We start from the raw sequence: 16,594 nt of genomic DNA, 5'->3' as shown, positions 1-16,594 counted from the left end.
CTCGCGTGCGACCTTCTGCTTTATCATCGCGCGCATGAAGATGCTGACCTCCGCGACTCTGCTCGCGCTTGCCGCCACCACCGCCACGCCCGCCATCGCGCGGCAACTCACCATCGACGACGTCACCACGCTGAGCCGCGTCGGCGCGCCGACGATGTCGAACGATGGGCGCTGGCTGGTCTGGGCGCAGCGTGAGACCGATGTGACCGCCAACCGCGGGCGCTACGACCTGTGGAAGCTCGACCTGACGCGCAAGGGCGCGCCGCCGGTGAAGCTCGTCGCCGATCCGCAGCTCGACGAAAACGACCCGCAGCTGGTCGGCAATGTCGTCTATTTCACCGCCGACGACGCGCTGTGGTCGGTGCCGGTGACCGGCGGCACGCCGCGACGGCTGACCGATTTCAAGGGTGGATTCAGCGGCTTCAAGGTCGCGCCGACCGGCGATCGCGTGCTGATCTGGGCGGATCGTCGCCCCGGCGCGCCGTCGCTGGACCTGCCGATGGAAAAGAAGCCTGCGAACGCTGGCAGCGGTCGCACCTATGACCAGTTGTTCGTGCGGCATTGGGACACGTGGGCGGACGGCAATCGCTCGCAGCTGTTCGTGCTGCCGCTGACCGCGGCGGGCGCGCGCGGCAACGGGCAAGCGCTGGCGCCGACGCTGCTGGGCGACACGCCGTCCAAGCCGTTCGGCGGCGCGGAAGAGGTCAATTGGAGCCCCGACGGTCGCACCGTCTATTTCGCGCTTCGCGAGCCGGGGCGGATCGAGCCGCTGTCGACGAATCTGGACATCTTTTCAGTGCCTGCCGACGCCAGCGCCGCGCCGACCAACCTGACGGCGGCCAATCAGGCGACCGATACGCAGCCGACGGTGTCGCCCGACGGGCGCAAGCTGGCGTGGCTGGCGATGCGGCGCGCGGGGTATGAGGCGGATCGTTTCGTGGTGATGGTGCGCGATCTGGCGTCGGGGCAGACCGTCTCGCTGACCGAGCGTTGGGATCGATCGCCGGGGTCGCTGCAATGGGCGCGCGACTCGCGCTCGCTGTACGTCACCGCCGACGACACGCAGGAAACGCCGCTGTTTCAGGTCGATGTCGCGCACGGACAGGTGACGCGGCTGACCGGCGAGGGGCATGTCTCGGGCGTTGCGGTCGGTGCGCAGGGGGTGGTGGTGGCGATGAACAGCCTGACCGCGCCCGACGATTTCTACCGCGTCGGCCCGCAGCGCAGCACAGTGCGGCTGACGCAGGTCAACGCCGCCAGACTGGCGGGGATCGACATGCCGACGGTCGAGCGGTTCAGCTTCAAGGGTGCGAACGGGGACACCGTCTGGGGCTATGCGGTGCATCCCTACGGCGTCGGGGGCAAGGTTCCGGTCGCTTTCATGGTGCATGGCGGGCCGCAGGGATCAAGCAACAACAGTTGGTCGTACCGCTGGAACCCCGCGGTGTTCGCTGGTGCCGGTTACGGGCTGGTCGCGGTCGATTTCCACGGCTCGACCGGCTACGGGCAGGCGTTCACCGACGCGATCCGCAACAATTGGGGCGGCTGGCCGCTCGAGGATCTGCAAAAGGGGCTCGCCGCCGCGACGACCAAGTTCGCGTGGCTCGACGGCGACAATGCCTGCGCGCTCGGCGCCAGCTATGGCGGCTATATGATGAACTGGATCGAGGGGCGCTGGCCCGATCGCTTCAAGTGCATCGTCCAGCACGACGGCGTCTTCGACGCGCGCGCGATGGCGTATGAGACCGAAGAGCTGTGGTTCGATGAGTGGGAACATGGCGGAAAGGCCTATTTCCAGGACCCGCAGGCGTTTGAGAAGTGGAACCCGGTCAATTACGTCGACAAGTGGAAGACTCCGCAACTCGTCATCACCGGCGAGAAGGACTTCCGCATCCCGTATACGCAGGGGCTGGCGGCGTTCACCGCGCTCCAGCGGCGCGACATCCCGTCGCGGCTGGTGGTGTTCCCCGACGAGAACCATTGGGTGCTGAAGCCCGCCAACTCGCGGCAATGGTATCGCGAGGTGCTGGGATGGATGGATCGCTGGACGAAGGGCGTGGGCGCGCGCTGACCGGTCAGGCGGCGGAGAGGCGCGGGAACAGCTCGCGTTCCTCCCACGCCAACCGCATCCGCATCCGCCGTTGCAGCCTGAGCACCGCCGCCGAATAGCCATCCCATTCGGCCGGGATGCGCGACGGTGGCCAGGCGCGGACGTGCGCGCTATATTCGGCAAGCAGCGCCTGCATGTCCGCCGCCAGCGCCGCAGCGAGCGGCGCACCGGGCAGCAAGCGGCCGGTTTCGGTATCCTCGTCGGCGCGGTGGCGATGCAATAGCTGTGAGAACAGTACCCGCTCGCGCAGCATTTCCGCCGCAACCGCATCGTGCCCGCGCGTCAGCAAGGCGGAATAGCGCTGCATCGCCGCGCGTATCTCATCGTGATCGTTGTGGAATCGCCCCATCGGCCCGTTCGTCCCTCGTCGGCCCGACTGGTAAGCGGCGCAGGTTAAGCAAGTGTTGGCCAGCGGCTTCTCAGCGCGGAAAGCTGTGGCTACAGACACGGACATGACCGAGCTTCCCAAGACCTTCGACCCCGCCGCTATCGAATCCAAATGGTATGCCCATTGGGAGGACAAGGGTCTGTTCCGCCCCGACCGGCCCAACGCCGAGCCGTGGACGATCGTCAATCCGCCGCCCAACGTCACCGGTTCGCTGCACATCGGTCATGCGCTCGACAATACGTTGCAGGACATCCTGACGCGTCACGCGCGGCTGAAGGGCAAGGACGCGCTGTGGGTGGTCGGCACCGATCACGCCGGGATCGCGACGCAGATGGTGGTCGAGCGGCAGATGGCCGCCGCGGGCGAGAAGCGCACCGACCTGTCGCGCGAGGCGTTCGTCGACAAGGTGTGGGCATGGAAAGCGGAGAGCGGCGGGCAGATCACGCGCCAGCTGCGACGGCTCGGCTGTTCGATGGACTGGGCGAACGAGCGGTTCACGATGGACGAAGGCTTCAGCAAGGCGGTGCTGAAGGTGTTCGTCGAGCTGCACGCGCGCGGGCTGCTGTATCGCGACAAACGGCTGGTGAACTGGGACCCGGGCCTCGGCACCGCGATCAGCGACCTGGAGGTCGAGACGCGCGAGGTGCGCGGCAGCTTCTGGCATCTACGCTATCCGCTGGCGGACGGGTCGGGGCATATCGACGTCGCGACGACGCGGCCCGAGACGATGCTCGCCGATATGGCGATCGCGGTGCACCCCGAGGACGAGCGCTATCGCGCTCTGGTCGGGCAGATGGTCCGGCTGCCGATCACGGGGCGGCTGATCCCGATCGTCGCGGACGAACACGCCGATCCGACGCTGGGCTCGGGCGCGGTGAAGATCACCCCGGGGCATGACTTCAACGACTTCGAGGTCGGCCGCCGCGCGGGGATCGAGGCGCGCGACATGCTCAACATGCTCGATGCGCAGGCGCGGGTGGTGCAGACCGCCGATGCGCTGATCCCGGCCGAGTTCCTGGGGCTGACCACGGCGGAGGCGCGCAAGGCGGTCGTCGCGCGGCTGAAGGCCGAGGGCGTGTTGATCCCGCATGTCGACAAGGAGGGCGTCGAACATGACGCCGAGGCGCGGACGATCCAGACGCCGTACGGCGACCGCTCGGGGGTGGTGATCGAACCGTGGCTGACCGACCAATGGTATGTCGATGCCGCGACGCTGGCGAAGCCCGCGATCGAGGCGGTGCGCTCGGGCAAGATCAGGATCGTGCCGAAGACGTGGGAGAAGACGTTCTTCAACTGGATGGAGAACATCCAGCCGTGGTGCGTGAGCCGGCAATTGTGGTGGGGGCATCGGATTCCGGCGTGGTTTGGGCCGGTAGCAACAGCCACGAGCGTCAACCTGCAGATAGGCAAGAAAGCTGAGCACAAGGTTTTCGTCGCTGAGACGTTAGAGGATGCTCTTCCGATTATGGAAGAGTATTATGGCGTAGATCGAAACGACATCTTTGAAGTCGAGGCGACCTTATCCGGGATTGCCGGTGCGCGCTTAGAGCAAGACGGCTATTTAAAAGTACCTGTCTGGCGTGATCCTGATGTTCTCGATACGTGGTTCTCCAGCGCCTTGTGGCCGTTCGCGACCTTGGGGTGGCCCGATGTCGCTGCTCCCTCTCCCCTCCGGGGTGAGGGGCTGGGGTCTCATGGAGAGGCCAGTCTCGGTGAGACCTCGACCCCTCACTCAAACCCTCTCTCCGCAGGGGAGAGGGCTTCAGGCCGCGCTCTCCAACTCCACGGCCGCTATCCCAACGACGTGCTGATCTCCGGCTTCGACATCCTGTTCTTCTGGGATGCGCGGATGATGATGCAGGGCATCGAGTTCATGGGCGACGTGCCGTTCCGGACGCTCTACCTGCACGGGCTGGTCCGTGCGGCGGACGGCGCGAAGATGTCGAAGTCGAAGGGCAATACCGTCGATCCGCTGGGGCTGATCGACGCCTATGGCGCGGACGCGCTGCGCTTCTTCATGGCGGCGATGGAAAGCCAGGGCCGCGACATCAAGATGGATGAGAAGCGCGTCGAGGGCTATCGCAACTTCGCGACCAAGCTGTGGAACGCCAGCCGCTTCGCGCAGGCCAACGGCATCGGCGGGTCGACCACGATCGAGCCGCCGCTGGCTCGCCACGCGGTCAACAAGTGGATCATCGCCGAGACGGTGGCGACGGTGCAGGCGGTCGACCTCGCGCTGGCCGACTATCGCTTCGATGCGGCGGCGAACGCGATCTATCAGTTCGTGTGGAGCCGGTTCTGCGACTGGTATCTCGAACTCATCAAAGGTGCGATCGACGACGAGACCAAAGCGGTGGCGGGCTGGGTGCTCGATCAGATCCTGATCCTGCTCCATCCGTTCATGCCGTTCATCACCGAGGAGTTGTGGCACTCACTGGCACCGCGGGAGCATGAGCTGATCGTCGCGCACTGGCCGATGGCGGACGCGCGCGCGCTCGATCCGGCGGCGGTGGCGCAGATCGGGCGCGCGATCGAGCTGGTCGAGGCGGTGCGCGGGGCGCGCGCCGAACTCAACGTGCCGCCCGGCGCGAAGATCGCGCTACATACGGGCGCGGGCAGTGTCCCGGCGGAGATAGCGCCGTATGTCGAGCGGCTGGCGCGGGTGACGCTGACCGCCGGCGAGGCGCAGGGCGCGCGGGCGCCGATCCTGTGGGGGGCGGAGACGTTCGCGCTGGCGCTGGAGGGCGTGATCGACCTCGACGCCGAGCGGCAGCGGTTGCAGAAGTCGCTGGCGGCGGCGGAGAAGGAGCGCGATGCGCTGGCCGGGCGGCTGGGCAATGCGAGCTTCGTCGAGCGCGCCAAGCCCGAGGCGGTCGAGAAGGCGCGCGCGGACCATGCCGAGAAGAGCGCGGATGCGGAGCGGTTCGCGGCGGCGCTGGCGCGACTGGGGTGACGGGTCGATTTCTCACGATCCGTTCGCCTCAGGCTTGTCGAAGGGGGTGTGTGCTGCGGGGCACGTGCTTCGACAAGCTCAGCATGAACGGGTGAGGGGGCCGTTCGTCATTGCGAGCGTAGCGAAGCAATCCAGGGCGTCCTGATCCGGCCCTGGATTGCTTCGCTACGCTCGCAATGACGTAAGTAGGAGAGCGGCCCGAAAACCGGCGACGCTTATGCCTGCACTGCGCCGAAGTCGGAGCGCGTGCGGCGCTTGCCGCCTTCGCCGTTGCGGTTGAGCGCCAGCCGAACACGATCGAGCAGTTCGGAGCGGCGATAGGGCTTGCTCAGCACGTCGGTGGCGCGTGCGCGCGGGCCGCCGACGACCAGTTCCTCGTTATAGCCGGTCGTCATCAGCACCGAGACCGCGGCATCGCGTTCGACGATCGCGTCGGCGAGCATCAGGCCATTCATCCCGCCCGGCATCACCAGATCGGTAAACAGCAGGTCGAAGCGATCCTTGGGGTGCACCGCGTCGAACACCTTCAGTCCCGCCTCGGCGCTGATCGCGGTCGAGACGCGGTAGCCGGCGCTCTCCAGAATCTCGCGCGCGATCGCCAGTACCTCGTCATTGTCCTCGACGACGAGGATATGCTCGGCGCCGTCGCGCGGCGCGCTGGTGGCGGCTTCTGTCTCGACCGTGTCGGTGTCGGGCTTGCGGCCCGGTTGCATGACCGGGAACAGCATCCGCACCACCGTGCCCTCGCCCGGTGTGCTCTCGATCTCCAGCCGCCCGCCCGACTGGCGCACGAAGCCGCTGGCCATCGCCAGACCCAGCCCGGTGCCCTTGCCGGTACCCTTGGTGGTGAAAAACGGCTCGGTGGCGCGTTCCAGCACCTCGGGGCTCATCCCCTCGCCATTGTCCTCGACCTGCAGGACGACGTAATCACCCGAGGGCAAATCGTGCGCCGCGGCATCGCCGTTGAGGTGGCGGGGCAGGGTGGAGATCGTCACCAGCCCGCCGTTCGGCATCGCGTCGCGCGCATTGTTGACGATGTTGAGCAGCGCCATCTCGAGCTGGTCGGGATCGACCACGACATGCTGCAAGCCACGGCGCAGGCTAAGGTGGATGTCGACCTGCTTGTTGACCGAGCTTTCGATCAGCTCGCTGAACTCGGAGACGAGATGCGTCAGGTTGAGCGGGCGCGGCTCCAGCCGGGTCTTGCGCGCGAAGGCGAGCAATTGCCGCGTCAGCTTCGCGCCGCGCTCGGCGGCGGATTGCGCCGCGGCGACGTAGCGCTTCACCCGTTCGGGGTCCTTGGTGTGCGTGACCAGCTCCAGATTGCCGTTCACGACCTGCAGCAAATTGTTGAAATCGTGCGCGAGCCCGGCGGTGAGCTGGCCGATCGACTCCATCTTCTGCGCCTGCCGGTAGGATTGCTCCGAATTGCGGCGGCGGGTGACGTCGAGCTGGCTGGCGAAGAAATATTGCAGCTTGCCCTGCGTGTCATAGACCGGGCCGATGAACACCGCGTTCCAGAACGGCGTCCCGTCGCGGCGATAGTTGAGCAGTTCGAGCGCGACCGACGAACGGGTACGGACCGCCTCGCGCAGCTCGGCAACCGCGTTGCGATCGGTCTGCGCACCTTGCAGGAAGCGGCAGTTGCGCCCCAGCACCTCGTCTTCCTCATATCCGGTGAGGTCGAGAAACGCCTTGTTGGCGAAGACGATCGGGTTGTCGTCCTTGTTCGGATCGGTGAGCAGCATCGGCATCCGCGTCATCTCGATCGCGGCGAAGAAGACGCCGCCGCGATCCTGGAGATTCGGATCGGTGATCGTGCTTTCGCGCCAATGGTGGAGCCCCGGTCGCTCGATCGGCTCGCTGGCGCCGACGTCCATCGTGCCCTCCGCGGGGCGACCCGAGGCCAGCCCGGTGGGATCGACATCGTCGTGCTGGTTCGGGTCGGACGGCTGCACGTTGTCGCTCATTCCCCGGCTGTTACGCAGCCCGACCCGCCGGCGCAAGAATGGTTGGGCCGGAGGGCGGGGTACTGGAAAGAATGATCGTCAGCGGGTCGGAACCGGCTCTGCGCCCGCGTAATCGTAGAAGCCGCGCCCGCTCTTCCTGCCGTACCAGCCGGCCTCGACATATTTGACCAGCAACGGCGCGGGCCGGAACTTGGGATCGCCGGTGCCCTCGAACAGCACGCGGATGATCTCGAGGCAGGTGTCGAGCCCAATGAAGTCGGCGAGCGTCAGCGGCCCCATCGGATGGTTCAGCCCGAGCTGGCAGGCAAGGTCAATGTCGCGGATCGTCGCGACGCCCTCGCCGAGCGCGAAGATCGCCTCGTTGAGCATCGGCATCAGCACGCGATTGACGATGAAGCCGGGCGCGTCGTTGGCGCGCACCACCGCCTTGCCGAGCCGATCGGCGAATTGCTCGATCGCGGTGACGGTCGAATCGGCGGTGGCGAGGCCGCGGATCACTTCGATCAGCCCCATCACCGGCACCGGATTGAAGAAGTGGACGCCGATGAAGCGCGCCGCGTCGGGCGCGGCCTGCGCCAGCCGGGTGATCGGGATCGACGAGGTGTTTGAGGCGAGCAGCGCGTCCGGGCGGAGCACTGCGCCCACATCCGCGAAGATCCGGCGCTTGATCTCCTCGCGCTCGGTCGCCGCCTCGATCACGAGGTCGCACGGGGCGAAGTCGGCGGCGCCGGCGACCGGCTCGATCCGCGCCAGCGTGGCGTCGCGCGCGTCCGCGTCGATCTGGCCTTTCTCGACCGCGCGCGCGAGCCGCTTGGCGATCCCCGCCTTGCCCGCCGCGGCGCGCGCTGCGTCCACATCGCTGAGCAGCACGCGATAGCCCGCCGCGGCGGACACCTGCGCGATCCCCGCGCCCATCTGCCCCGCGCCGATTACGCCGACCACTTGCATCTGCCATCTCCTATTCATGTTGGCGCGCCTTTAACCTGCCGCGGCGTTGATGCGCCAGCGACAGGGGGCAGGGCGATGAAAAGAGTGGCGTTTGGTGCCGTGCTGGGGCTGGCGGCCTGTTCGCAGCAGCCCGCCGAAGCGCCGCCGTCATCGACGCCCACGTCTCAGCCGGCGATTGCTGCGAGCCCGGCGCCGGGCGCGACGACGGTTGCCGACGATCAGGCAGTGCCCAGGCCCGGCGAGCAGAAGACGTTCCGCGACTGGACGGTGGCGTGCGACAATGTCGCGCGCTGTGCGATGGCGTCGCTCGGCACCGATGCCGACTTCCCTGCGGTGACGATGCAGGTGGCGCGTGCCGCCGGACCGGACGGCGCGGTCGAGGTCGCGCTGGCAATGCCGCAGGGTGACGGCGATGCGCCTGCGACGCTGCGGATCGACGGTCGCGCCCTCCCCGTCGCGGGCGAGGGGCTGAGTGGCACGGCGGGGATGGCGATCGCGCGTGCACTCGCAAATGCCACCACGATCGAGGCGCTCGACAAGGGTGGCAAGCGGCTCGGCACGATCTCGGCGGCCGGGGCGTCGGCGGCGTTGCGCTATATCGACGCGCAACAAGGGCGTGCGGGGACGGTGACGGCGCTGGTGGCGCGCGGTGACAAGCCGGCGACGACGGTGCCGGCGGCACCGTCCGCGCCGCGCGTGCGCGCGGTGGCGTTCGGCGGAAGCGCTGCGGCGCTGCCCCCCGCGCTGCTGGCGGGGATGCGGCGAACCGCGGCATGCGACGCGTCCTTCTCGGGACCCGCGCCGCGCGCGCAAGGCTTGGCGGATGGCGCGACGTTGGTCCTGCTGCCGTGCTCGGCGGGCGCGTATAACGAGATCGACGCCTTGTTCATCGTGCGCGACGGGAAGGCGACACCGGCCAAGGTCGATGCGCCCGCCGGGTTCGAGGAGACCGGCGCCGACTCGGGAACGCCGGTGCACAGCGTCATCAACGGCGACGTGGAGGGCGGGGTGCTGCGCAGCTACGCCAAGGGGCGCGGGCTCGGCGACTGCGGGGTGACGCAGGCGTTCGTGTGGGACGGCACGCAGTTGCGGCTGACCGAGCAACGATCGATGGGCGAGTGTCGCGGCAACCCCGATTACCTGCCGGTGTGGCACGCGCAGGTGGTGCGCGGATGAGCCTCGCGCTGCTGGTCGCGTGGCAGGCTGCGCTCGCGGTCGAGCCGGTGACGACGGGCGACTGGCGGGTGTTCTGCGATCATCGGCACCGCTGCGTCGCGTTATCGCAGGTGCCGGCGGGCGGCGACGCGCGCGATTACCCGCTGGTGCTGCTGCGCCGCGACGGGCCGGTCGCGGCGGTGGACCTCCCGATCCCGGCCACCGCCGCGGCGGGCACGCGGATGACGATCGCGATCGACGGGCGGACGGTGGCGCAGCTGGTCGCGCCCGGGCGCGGGGCGGGGCTGTCGCTGCCCTTTTCCGGTGCGCTGGCCACCGCGCTGCGGCGCGGGCGCGTGCTGACGCTGGCGGAGGCGGGCGGACGGGTGCGCGCGCGCACCTCGCTGACCGGCTTGAGCGCGGCGATGGCGGCGCTCGAGACCAGCGGCGGGACGATGCCGGCGATGGTGGTGATCGATACCCCGCCGGTCGATCCGCGTGCGCCGCGTATGCCGTCGCGCAAGCAGCTGGAGCGACTGGTCGGCAAGACCGCGAAGGGCTGTGCGGCGCCGTTCGCGCGCGGTTACCGGCTGGACGCGGCGCATACCCTGCTGGAGGTCGTCGCGCCGTGCGCGAGGGCGGTCGCGACGCGCTTCGTGCTGCCCGAGAAAGGCGATGCGCAGCCGGTCGACGGCAACCTGCCCGCGGCGGGGGCGTGGGATCCGGTGCGGCGGCGCTATGCGGTGCTGCTGCCCGCGACGCCGGGACGTGACTGCGGCATCCGGCGCGACTTCGTCTGGGACGGCGCGCGCTTCCGGCTCGCCGAGGAGCGCGTGATCGCCGAATGCACCCGCGCCACCTATGAGGTCACGACCTTCAGCGCGACGGTGCGAACCGGGTAACGCGCGGATTGCGCGCGGCGGGCGAGGGTGTAACATCTCCCGATCAGCCACGGCACCCCGCCGGGGCGTCTCCTTCGGATGTCACCCTGCCGATGATCGTTCGCACGCTGTCGCTCGCCGCCCTGTTGCTCGCCACCACCGCGCCCGCGCTGGCGCAGACCGACAAGACCACCACCACCGTCGAGAAGAAGCAGGAGGACGACAAGCAGCAGCAACCGCCGCTGCCCGCCGACAAGACGATCACCCAGACCGCACGCATCGGCGGCCGCGCAATCAGCTACAAGGCGACGGTCGGCACGATTCCGGTGCGCGACGAGAAGGGCAAGGAGATCGGGCAGGTGGTCTATACCGCCTATACCGTGCCCGGCAGCGATCCCGCGCGCCCCGTCACCTTCGCGTTCAACGGCGGGCCGGGGGCGGCGTCGGTCTATCTCAACATGGGGGCGGTCGGGCCGAAGCGCGTGCAGTTCGGCGCGCAGGGCGATGCGCCGTCCGACGCGCCGATCGCGCGCGACAATCCTAACAGCTGGCTCGACATGACCGATCTGGTCTTCATCGATCCGATCGGCACCGGGTTCAGCCGCAGCCTGGTCGATGCCGATGCGACCAAGAAAGCGTTCTACGCCAACGATCCGGACATCAAATATCTGTCGAAGGTCGTCTACGACTGGCTGGTCAAGGAAGGCCGGCTGCGTTCGCCGAAGTATGTGATGGGCGAAAGCTATGGCGGCTATCGCGCGCCGCGCATTGCGTATGAGCTGCAAGCGCAGATCGGCGTCGGGATCAACGGACTCATCATGGTCTCGCCCTATCTCGATCCGGCGTCGGGGGACGGTGCGACCGCATTGTCGCCGTTGCCGTGGATGATCGACCTGCCGTCGATGGCTGCCGCCAATCTCGAGCGTAAGGGGCAGCTTACCCCGGCGGCGATGGCCGAGGTCGAAGCCTATACGCGCGGCGATTTCGCGCGCGACCTGTTGCTGGGGCGTGCGAACACCGAAGCGGTGCAGCGCGTCGTCAGCAACGTGACGCGGCTGACCGGGCTCGATCCCGCGCTGGTGCAGCGCATGGGCGGGCGCGTCGACAGCCGGACGTTCCTGCGCGAGGTGCATCGCAACGATGCGACGATCGGCAGCATCTATGATTCGAACGTTACCGCCTTCGATCCCTTCCCGTGGTCGCCGCGGCAGGAATCGAACGATCCGCTGCTCGACGCGCTGATCGCGCCGACCACCAGCGCGATGGTCGATTTCGTGACGCGCGAGGTCGGCTGGAAGACCGACGCGCGGTATAATGCATTGTCCTATGCGGTGAATGCGGCGTGGGATCGCGGGCAGCCGGCCGATACGCCGGTCAGCGACCTGCGCAAGGCGATCGCCAACGATCCGAAGATGCGCGTGATGATCGTGCACGGCTGGGACGATCTGTCGTGCCCGTTCTTCGCGTCGCGGCTGATCGTCGACCAGATGCCGGCGTTCGGGGTGGCGGAGCGGGTGCAGTTGCGGGTCTATCCGGGCGGGCACATGTTCTACAGCCGCACGGATAGCGGCGCATCGTTCAAGGCCGATGCGGCGGCGATGTTTCGGTGAGGCGTGAGGAATACAGCATTTTGCTCGGCATGATCGTCCCCCCATCCCCTCGTTCGCCCTGAGCTTGTCGAAGGGCGTGTCGCGGGGCACGTGCTTCGACAAGCTCAGCACGAACGGGGGATGGAGCGGGCGCTGGCGCTTGGGTCGTCGTACCGTGCTTGAACCGGGACATCGTCGCCTGCCCGTCATTGCGAGCGCAGCGAAGCGATCCAGGGCGTCCTCGTCCGTCTCTGGATTGCTTCGCTGCGCTCGCAATGACGGCTGAGGTGCTGCGTCCAGAAAAGGCGAAGCCCCGCATCAAGTCAGGGGCGACGATCGAGTAGAGCGGGCGACGGCCAAGCCGCCGCCTTCACATCGGACGAGCGGCTTGGCCGCTCGCCGGCCGGTCCCGGCCTAGCGCGGCCCTTGGTCGCCCACCGCCGCGCGGGCGCGGCTAGGCCGGGATTTGCTGGCTGATGCAGTGGAAGCTGCCGCCACCCGTCAGGATCGCATCGGCGCGCAGGCCCACCACCGCTCGGTCGGGGAATAGCGCGCGGATCGCGTCGACGCCGGCGTCGTCATATTCGCTGCCATAGACCGGCACCACCACTGCGGCATTGCCGATGTAGAAGTTCATGTAGCTGGCCGGCACGACCTGCTCGTCGCGCAGCACGCGGCCCGGTGACGGCACCTCGACCACCTCGATCCCCATCGCGCGCGCGCGGATCGCGGCGTCCTGGAAAACCTGCCAGTTGGGATCGTTCTCCTCCGCGCGCGGCAGCGCCAGCCGGTTCGGACCGACGAACCGCGCCAGATTGTCGACATGCCCGTCGGTGTGGTCGTTGAGCAGGCCGTTGCCCAGCCACAGCACCCGCGTCAGCCCGAGGTCGGTCGCCAGCCGCTCCTCGATCTGTTCCTTCGACATGCGCGGGTTGCGATTGGGGTTGAGCAGGCATTGCTCGGTGGTGACGACCAGCCCGGTGCCGTCGCCGTCGATCGCGCCGCCTTCGAGAATCCAGTCGCACGGTAACACCGTGAGCCCGCGGTGCCGCGCGAGCCGCGCGCCGATGTCGTCGTCGCCCTCCAGCTCGTATTTGCCGCCCCAACCATTGAAGCCGAAGTCGCGCGCCTTGCCGTCGCCGCCCAGAATCGGCGCGGTGTCGCGCAGCCAGATGTCGCCGAACGGCTCGACCACCACCTCCGCGAACGGGGCGCGCTCGCGCGCGTCGCTGGCGGCCTCGTCATCGGCGGCGACCAGCAGAACCTGCTCGCCACGCCCCTCGGCATGGACGGCGCGGGCGAACGCGGTCACCTCAGCGCGCGCCTCGTCGAGATCGTCCTGCCACAATTCGGGATGGCTGGGGTAGCCGATCCAGACGGCGGCGTGCGGGGCCCATTCGGGCGGCGGAGTCTTGGTCATCGTCGTCCCTCTTACTTGGCAGCCGTTGCGCGGCTCTTGTCGCGGATCGCGCGGAATTCGTCGCCCACAACCCAATTTGGCCAGGCGCTGCTTTCCGCCAGCGCGCGGCCGATCCCGTAATAGAGTTGCACGTCCTTCACCGTGCCCGCCCAGTTCCAGTTCGGATCGTACTCGTCCTTGGGGCCGTGGTAGCGGTGTTTCTCATAATCCTTCGCCGCCGCCGCACCCGCCGTCTTGCCGCCCGCGACCAGATCGTCGCCGGCGTCGAAATAGATCATCGGCACCCCGCGCTTGGCGAGGCTGAAGTGATCGGAGCGATAGTAGAAGCCCTTTTCCGGGGTCGGCTCGGCACTGGCGACGCGGTTCTGCGTCCGGAGCGCGGCGGTCAGATAGGCGTCCAGTTCCGACTTGCCCTTGCCGACCACCACGACGTTCTTCGCCGGGCCAGCGAGCGACAGCGCGTCCATGTTGACGCCGCCGACGGTCTGATTGAGCGGGTAGACCGGGTTGGCCGCGTAATATTCCGAGCCGAGCAGCCCGCTCTCCTCTCCGGTCACCGCGACGAACACCTGACTGCGCGGGGTCGGGCCGGCCGTCACGTTCGCCTCCGCCAGCGCGACCAGCGCGGCGGTGCCGGTGGCATTGTCGATCGCGCCGTTGCAGATGTCGTCGCCGTCGGGTGCCGCTTCGCAATGGCCGAGGTGATCCCAATGTGCTGAATAGAGGACGTACTCATTTGGCCGCGTGGTGCCGGGCAGGATGCCGATCACGTTGCGCGACTGATGGCGGCGGACAGTCTCGTCGAACGATACCGACGCGCGGACGCCGTTCAGCGGACGCGCGCGGAAGCCCTTGCGCGCGGCGGCGGCGGCGAGCGCGTCGAAGTCCAGCGCCTCGCGCTCGAAGAGCTTGCGCGCCTGCGCTTCCTGCATCCAGCCGATCGCGGCGCTGTCGCCGGCATGATTGTCGGCGGCGTCGGGGACCTGCTGCGCGCCGGTCCAGCTCGATTGCACGACGTTCCAGCCATAGGCGGCGGGCTCGGTCTGGTGAACGATGATCGCCGCCGCAGCGCCCTGTCGCGCGGCTTCCTCGTACTTATAGGTCCAGCGCCCGTAATAGGTCATCGCGCGGCCGCCGAACGGGCCGACGAGGTCGGGGGTGCGCCAGTCGGGATCGTTGACGAGGATCAGCACCGTCTTGCCGCGCACGTCGACGCCGGCATAATCGTTCCAGCCCTTCTCGGGCGCGTTGATGCCGTACCCGACGAACACAACGGGCGAGTCCTTGACGTCGACGCGCGGGGTGATCCGCCAGGTGCCGACCACCATGTCGGGTCCATAGGTCAGGCTGAGCGGTGCGCCCGCGCCGGTGAACACCAGCGGCGAGACGTTCTTGGCAGTCAGCTCGACCAGCGGCACGTCCTGATACCAGCCGCCCTTGTTGCCCGGCTTCAGCCCGGCGGCGGCAAAGCGCTTGGCAAGATAGGCGACGGTCTTCTCCTCGCCCGCGGTGCCCGGTGCGCGGCCCTCATAGGCGTCCGACGACAGCTCCTTGGTCACGTCCTTGAGCGTCTGTTCGGCGATCGGCGCGACCGGCGCGACGATCGTCTGCGCCGGAGCGACGCTCGCCAGCGCGAGAAGGGGCAAGGCGGCAAGACGCAAACGCATGAACGGGACTCCGCGGAAACAGGCCCGCCTTCTGCCAAGTGGCGCGGGCGCTGTCCACGCGTTGCGAGCGGCTCAGCCCGCGGTGAGGATGCAATAGGTCAGCAAGGGAATGCCGAACAGCAGGATGGCGAGCAACAGCCCGATCGCAAGGGCATTGCCGGTGGCCGGGCGGGCCGGCGCGGGGTCGGAGAGCGGCGGGGCGACGGGCAGGTGGCGGGCATCGGGCGGCACCGGGTGATCGATCATGGCAGGGCTTCCGCTGGCTCGGGGCGCGACGACAAGAAGCTCGCCGCGCCGGTCTTGGCAAAGAGGTCCCGAGCCCGAGCGGCGAGCCGCCGGACCCGGGCTAGCCGCGTGCGGCGAGCTGGCCTGCGTGGTCGCGAAAGCGCTGATGAAGAACAGCCGCGTTCATGCCGGAAATATGGCGCTTTTCCCGGGCGAGTCAATGTGACGGGAGGGCGATTGCTGCGCTCCCTTCGCCTCTGCTGCCCTCTCTCGATTTCGCTCGGCTTACAGGATCGCGCCGCCCCCCATGCCGAACCAGGTATCGTCGAGCGCGTTCTGGACCAGCGTCTTCATGCGCTGGCTGGCGGTGTCGCCGTCGGCGGCGGCGATCGCGTCGTAGACGAGGCGGTGCTCGGGCACGGGATCGCGGGGCAGCGCGCGCTTGCGCTGCTTGAAGCGCGTCGACCATTCGACGCCCGCCGCGATCCCCGAGCTGAGCGCGATCAGCGCGTCATTGTCCGAGGCGTTCAAGATCGTCTCGTGGAAGCGCCGGTCGGCAGCCAGCCCTTGTTCGTCGGCCAGCGTCAGCCGATCCATGTCGTGCAGCGCCTGATCCATGATCGCCAGATCCTCGTCGCTGCGCCGCTCCGCCGCCAGCCGCGCGGCGAACGGCTCGATCACCGCGCGCAATTCGAACAGGCTGCGCAAGAGCCGCAGGTCGGGCGTGCCCGAAAACGCCCAGGCGAGCACGTCGGGGTCGAGCATGTTCCAGCGCCCGCGCGGCAGGATGCGGGAGCCGGTCTTCGGCTTGCTCTCGACCAGCCCCTTGGCGATCAGCGCCTGCACCGCCTCACGATAGGCGCCGCGCGACACGCCCAGTTCGCCGGCATGCGCGACTTCGCCGGGCAACGCCTGACCCGGCTGATACTCGCCGGCCAGGATCGAGCGGCCCAGTGCCTGCAGCACCGCGCCGCGGATCCGTCGGCCCGACCCGCGCGGTTCGGGCCGGGGTTCGGTTACGGGGGGCTTCATGGCTGCAAGCGGAAGAGAGCTGCGCCATGCGGCGGCAGCGGCTGTACGAGCCGATCGGTGCCGGTGGCCAGTGTCGCGCCGCTCCACAGGTCGGTCGCGCGCACGGTGTCAGGCAGATCGAGCGCGCGCAAAGCGATAGCGACCTTTCTAGGCGCCTTGCCGGTGTTGAAAAGCGCGACATAGCGGTCGCGCGGCGCCCCTTCGGGTTTTGCCGACCAGATGCGGGTACCGTCCTCGACGAAGTGCGGCTGGTTGT

At 68.3% G+C, this 16,594-nt stretch carries 12 protein-coding genes and 1 pseudogene; 5 read left to right on the top strand and 8 right to left on the bottom strand.

What is annotated here, in order from left to right; translation table 11 throughout:
- Positions 1-34 precede the first annotated feature (34 nt).
- Complete coding sequence (locus AADI75_RS09945; RefSeq protein WP_341208874.1) at positions 35-2,071, top strand: S9 family peptidase; 2,037 nt, start codon at positions 35-37, stop codon at positions 2,069-2,071.
- A 4-nt stretch (positions 2,072-2,075) separates the two neighbouring features.
- Here AADI75_RS09945 and AADI75_RS09940 read toward each other — a convergent pair whose 3' ends face one another.
- Complete coding sequence (locus tag AADI75_RS09940; RefSeq protein WP_341208873.1) at positions 2,076-2,417, bottom strand: hypothetical protein; 342 nt, start codon at positions 2,415-2,417, stop codon at positions 2,076-2,078.
- Positions 2,418-2,562: 145 nt separating this feature from the next.
- Between AADI75_RS09940 and AADI75_RS09935 the strand changes: the two genes are divergently transcribed.
- Positions 2,563-5,451, top strand: coding sequence for a valine--tRNA ligase (locus tag AADI75_RS09935; RefSeq protein WP_341208872.1), 2,889 nt, complete (start codon positions 2,563-2,565; stop codon positions 5,449-5,451).
- 215 nt (positions 5,452-5,666) lie between these two features.
- Here the strand turns inward: AADI75_RS09935 and AADI75_RS09930 are convergent, their stop codons facing one another.
- Together AADI75_RS09930 and AADI75_RS09925 are read right to left on the bottom strand one after the other, a co-directional pair.
- The gene (locus tag AADI75_RS09930) at positions 5,667-7,421 is read right to left on the bottom strand and encodes a histidine kinase famiy protein (RefSeq protein WP_341208871.1); all 1,755 of its coding nucleotides are present in this window, start codon (positions 7,419-7,421) and stop codon (positions 5,667-5,669) included.
- Between the two features lie 78 nt (positions 7,422-7,499).
- On the bottom strand, positions 7,500-8,369 hold the full coding sequence (locus AADI75_RS09925) for a 3-hydroxybutyryl-CoA dehydrogenase (protein ID WP_341208870.1): 870 nt from the start codon (positions 8,367-8,369) through the stop codon (positions 7,500-7,502).
- Between the two features lie 75 nt (positions 8,370-8,444).
- Here AADI75_RS09925 and AADI75_RS09920 point away from each other — a divergent pair, with 75 nt between their 5' ends.
- The 3 genes from AADI75_RS09920 (at position 8,445) to AADI75_RS09910 (ending at position 12,015) form a co-directional block, all read left to right on the top strand.
- The gene (locus AADI75_RS09920; RefSeq protein WP_341208869.1) at positions 8,445-9,545 is read left to right on the top strand and encodes a DUF1176 domain-containing protein; all 1,101 of its coding nucleotides are present in this window, start codon (positions 8,445-8,447) and stop codon (positions 9,543-9,545) included.
- Positions 9,542-10,426, top strand: a complete 885-nt coding sequence (locus tag AADI75_RS09915; RefSeq protein WP_341208868.1) for a DUF1176 domain-containing protein — start codon at positions 9,542-9,544, stop codon at positions 10,424-10,426. Before AADI75_RS09920 ends, AADI75_RS09915 begins: the two co-directional genes overlap by 4 nt.
- Positions 10,427-10,518: 92 nt before the next feature.
- A complete protein-coding gene (locus AADI75_RS09910; protein WP_341208867.1) occupies positions 10,519-12,015 on the top strand; it encodes a peptidase S10 in 1,497 nt (498 codons plus the stop codon).
- 433 nt (positions 12,016-12,448) lie between these two features.
- Here the strand turns inward: AADI75_RS09910 and AADI75_RS09905 are convergent, their stop codons facing one another.
- The 5 genes and pseudogenes from AADI75_RS09905 to AADI75_RS09885 form a co-directional block, all read right to left on the bottom strand.
- Positions 12,449-13,414 carry an agmatine deiminase family protein gene (locus AADI75_RS09905; RefSeq protein ID WP_341208866.1) on the bottom strand — a complete coding sequence of 322 codons (966 nt, stop codon included), beginning with the start codon at positions 13,412-13,414 and terminating at the stop codon, positions 12,449-12,451.
- A gap of 11 nt (positions 13,415-13,425) precedes the next feature.
- The gene (locus tag AADI75_RS09900) at positions 13,426-15,081 is read right to left on the bottom strand and encodes a M28 family peptidase (protein ID WP_341208865.1); all 1,656 of its coding nucleotides are present in this window, start codon (positions 15,079-15,081) and stop codon (positions 13,426-13,428) included.
- Positions 15,082-15,153: 72 nt separating this feature from the next.
- On the bottom strand, positions 15,154-15,327 hold the full coding sequence (locus AADI75_RS09895) for a hypothetical protein (protein ID WP_341208864.1): 174 nt from the start codon (positions 15,325-15,327) through the stop codon (positions 15,154-15,156).
- Between the two features lie 264 nt (positions 15,328-15,591).
- Positions 15,592-16,338, bottom strand: a complete 747-nt coding sequence (locus AADI75_RS09890) for a FadR/GntR family transcriptional regulator (RefSeq protein ID WP_341208863.1) — start codon at positions 16,336-16,338, stop codon at positions 15,592-15,594.
- Positions 16,335-16,594: pseudogene (locus AADI75_RS09885) on the bottom strand (alpha-galactosidase); the annotation flags it as partial. The pseudogene AADI75_RS09885 and the gene AADI75_RS09890, both read right to left, overlap by 4 nt.

This window comes from uncultured Sphingomonas sp., assembly GCF_964021865.1.
In the GTDB taxonomy this organism is placed as follows: Bacteria; Pseudomonadota; Alphaproteobacteria; order Sphingomonadales; family Sphingomonadaceae; genus Sphingomonas.
The sequence above is the reverse complement of the archived record's forward strand: the minus strand, read 5'-3'. Positions and strand labels throughout refer to the sequence as shown.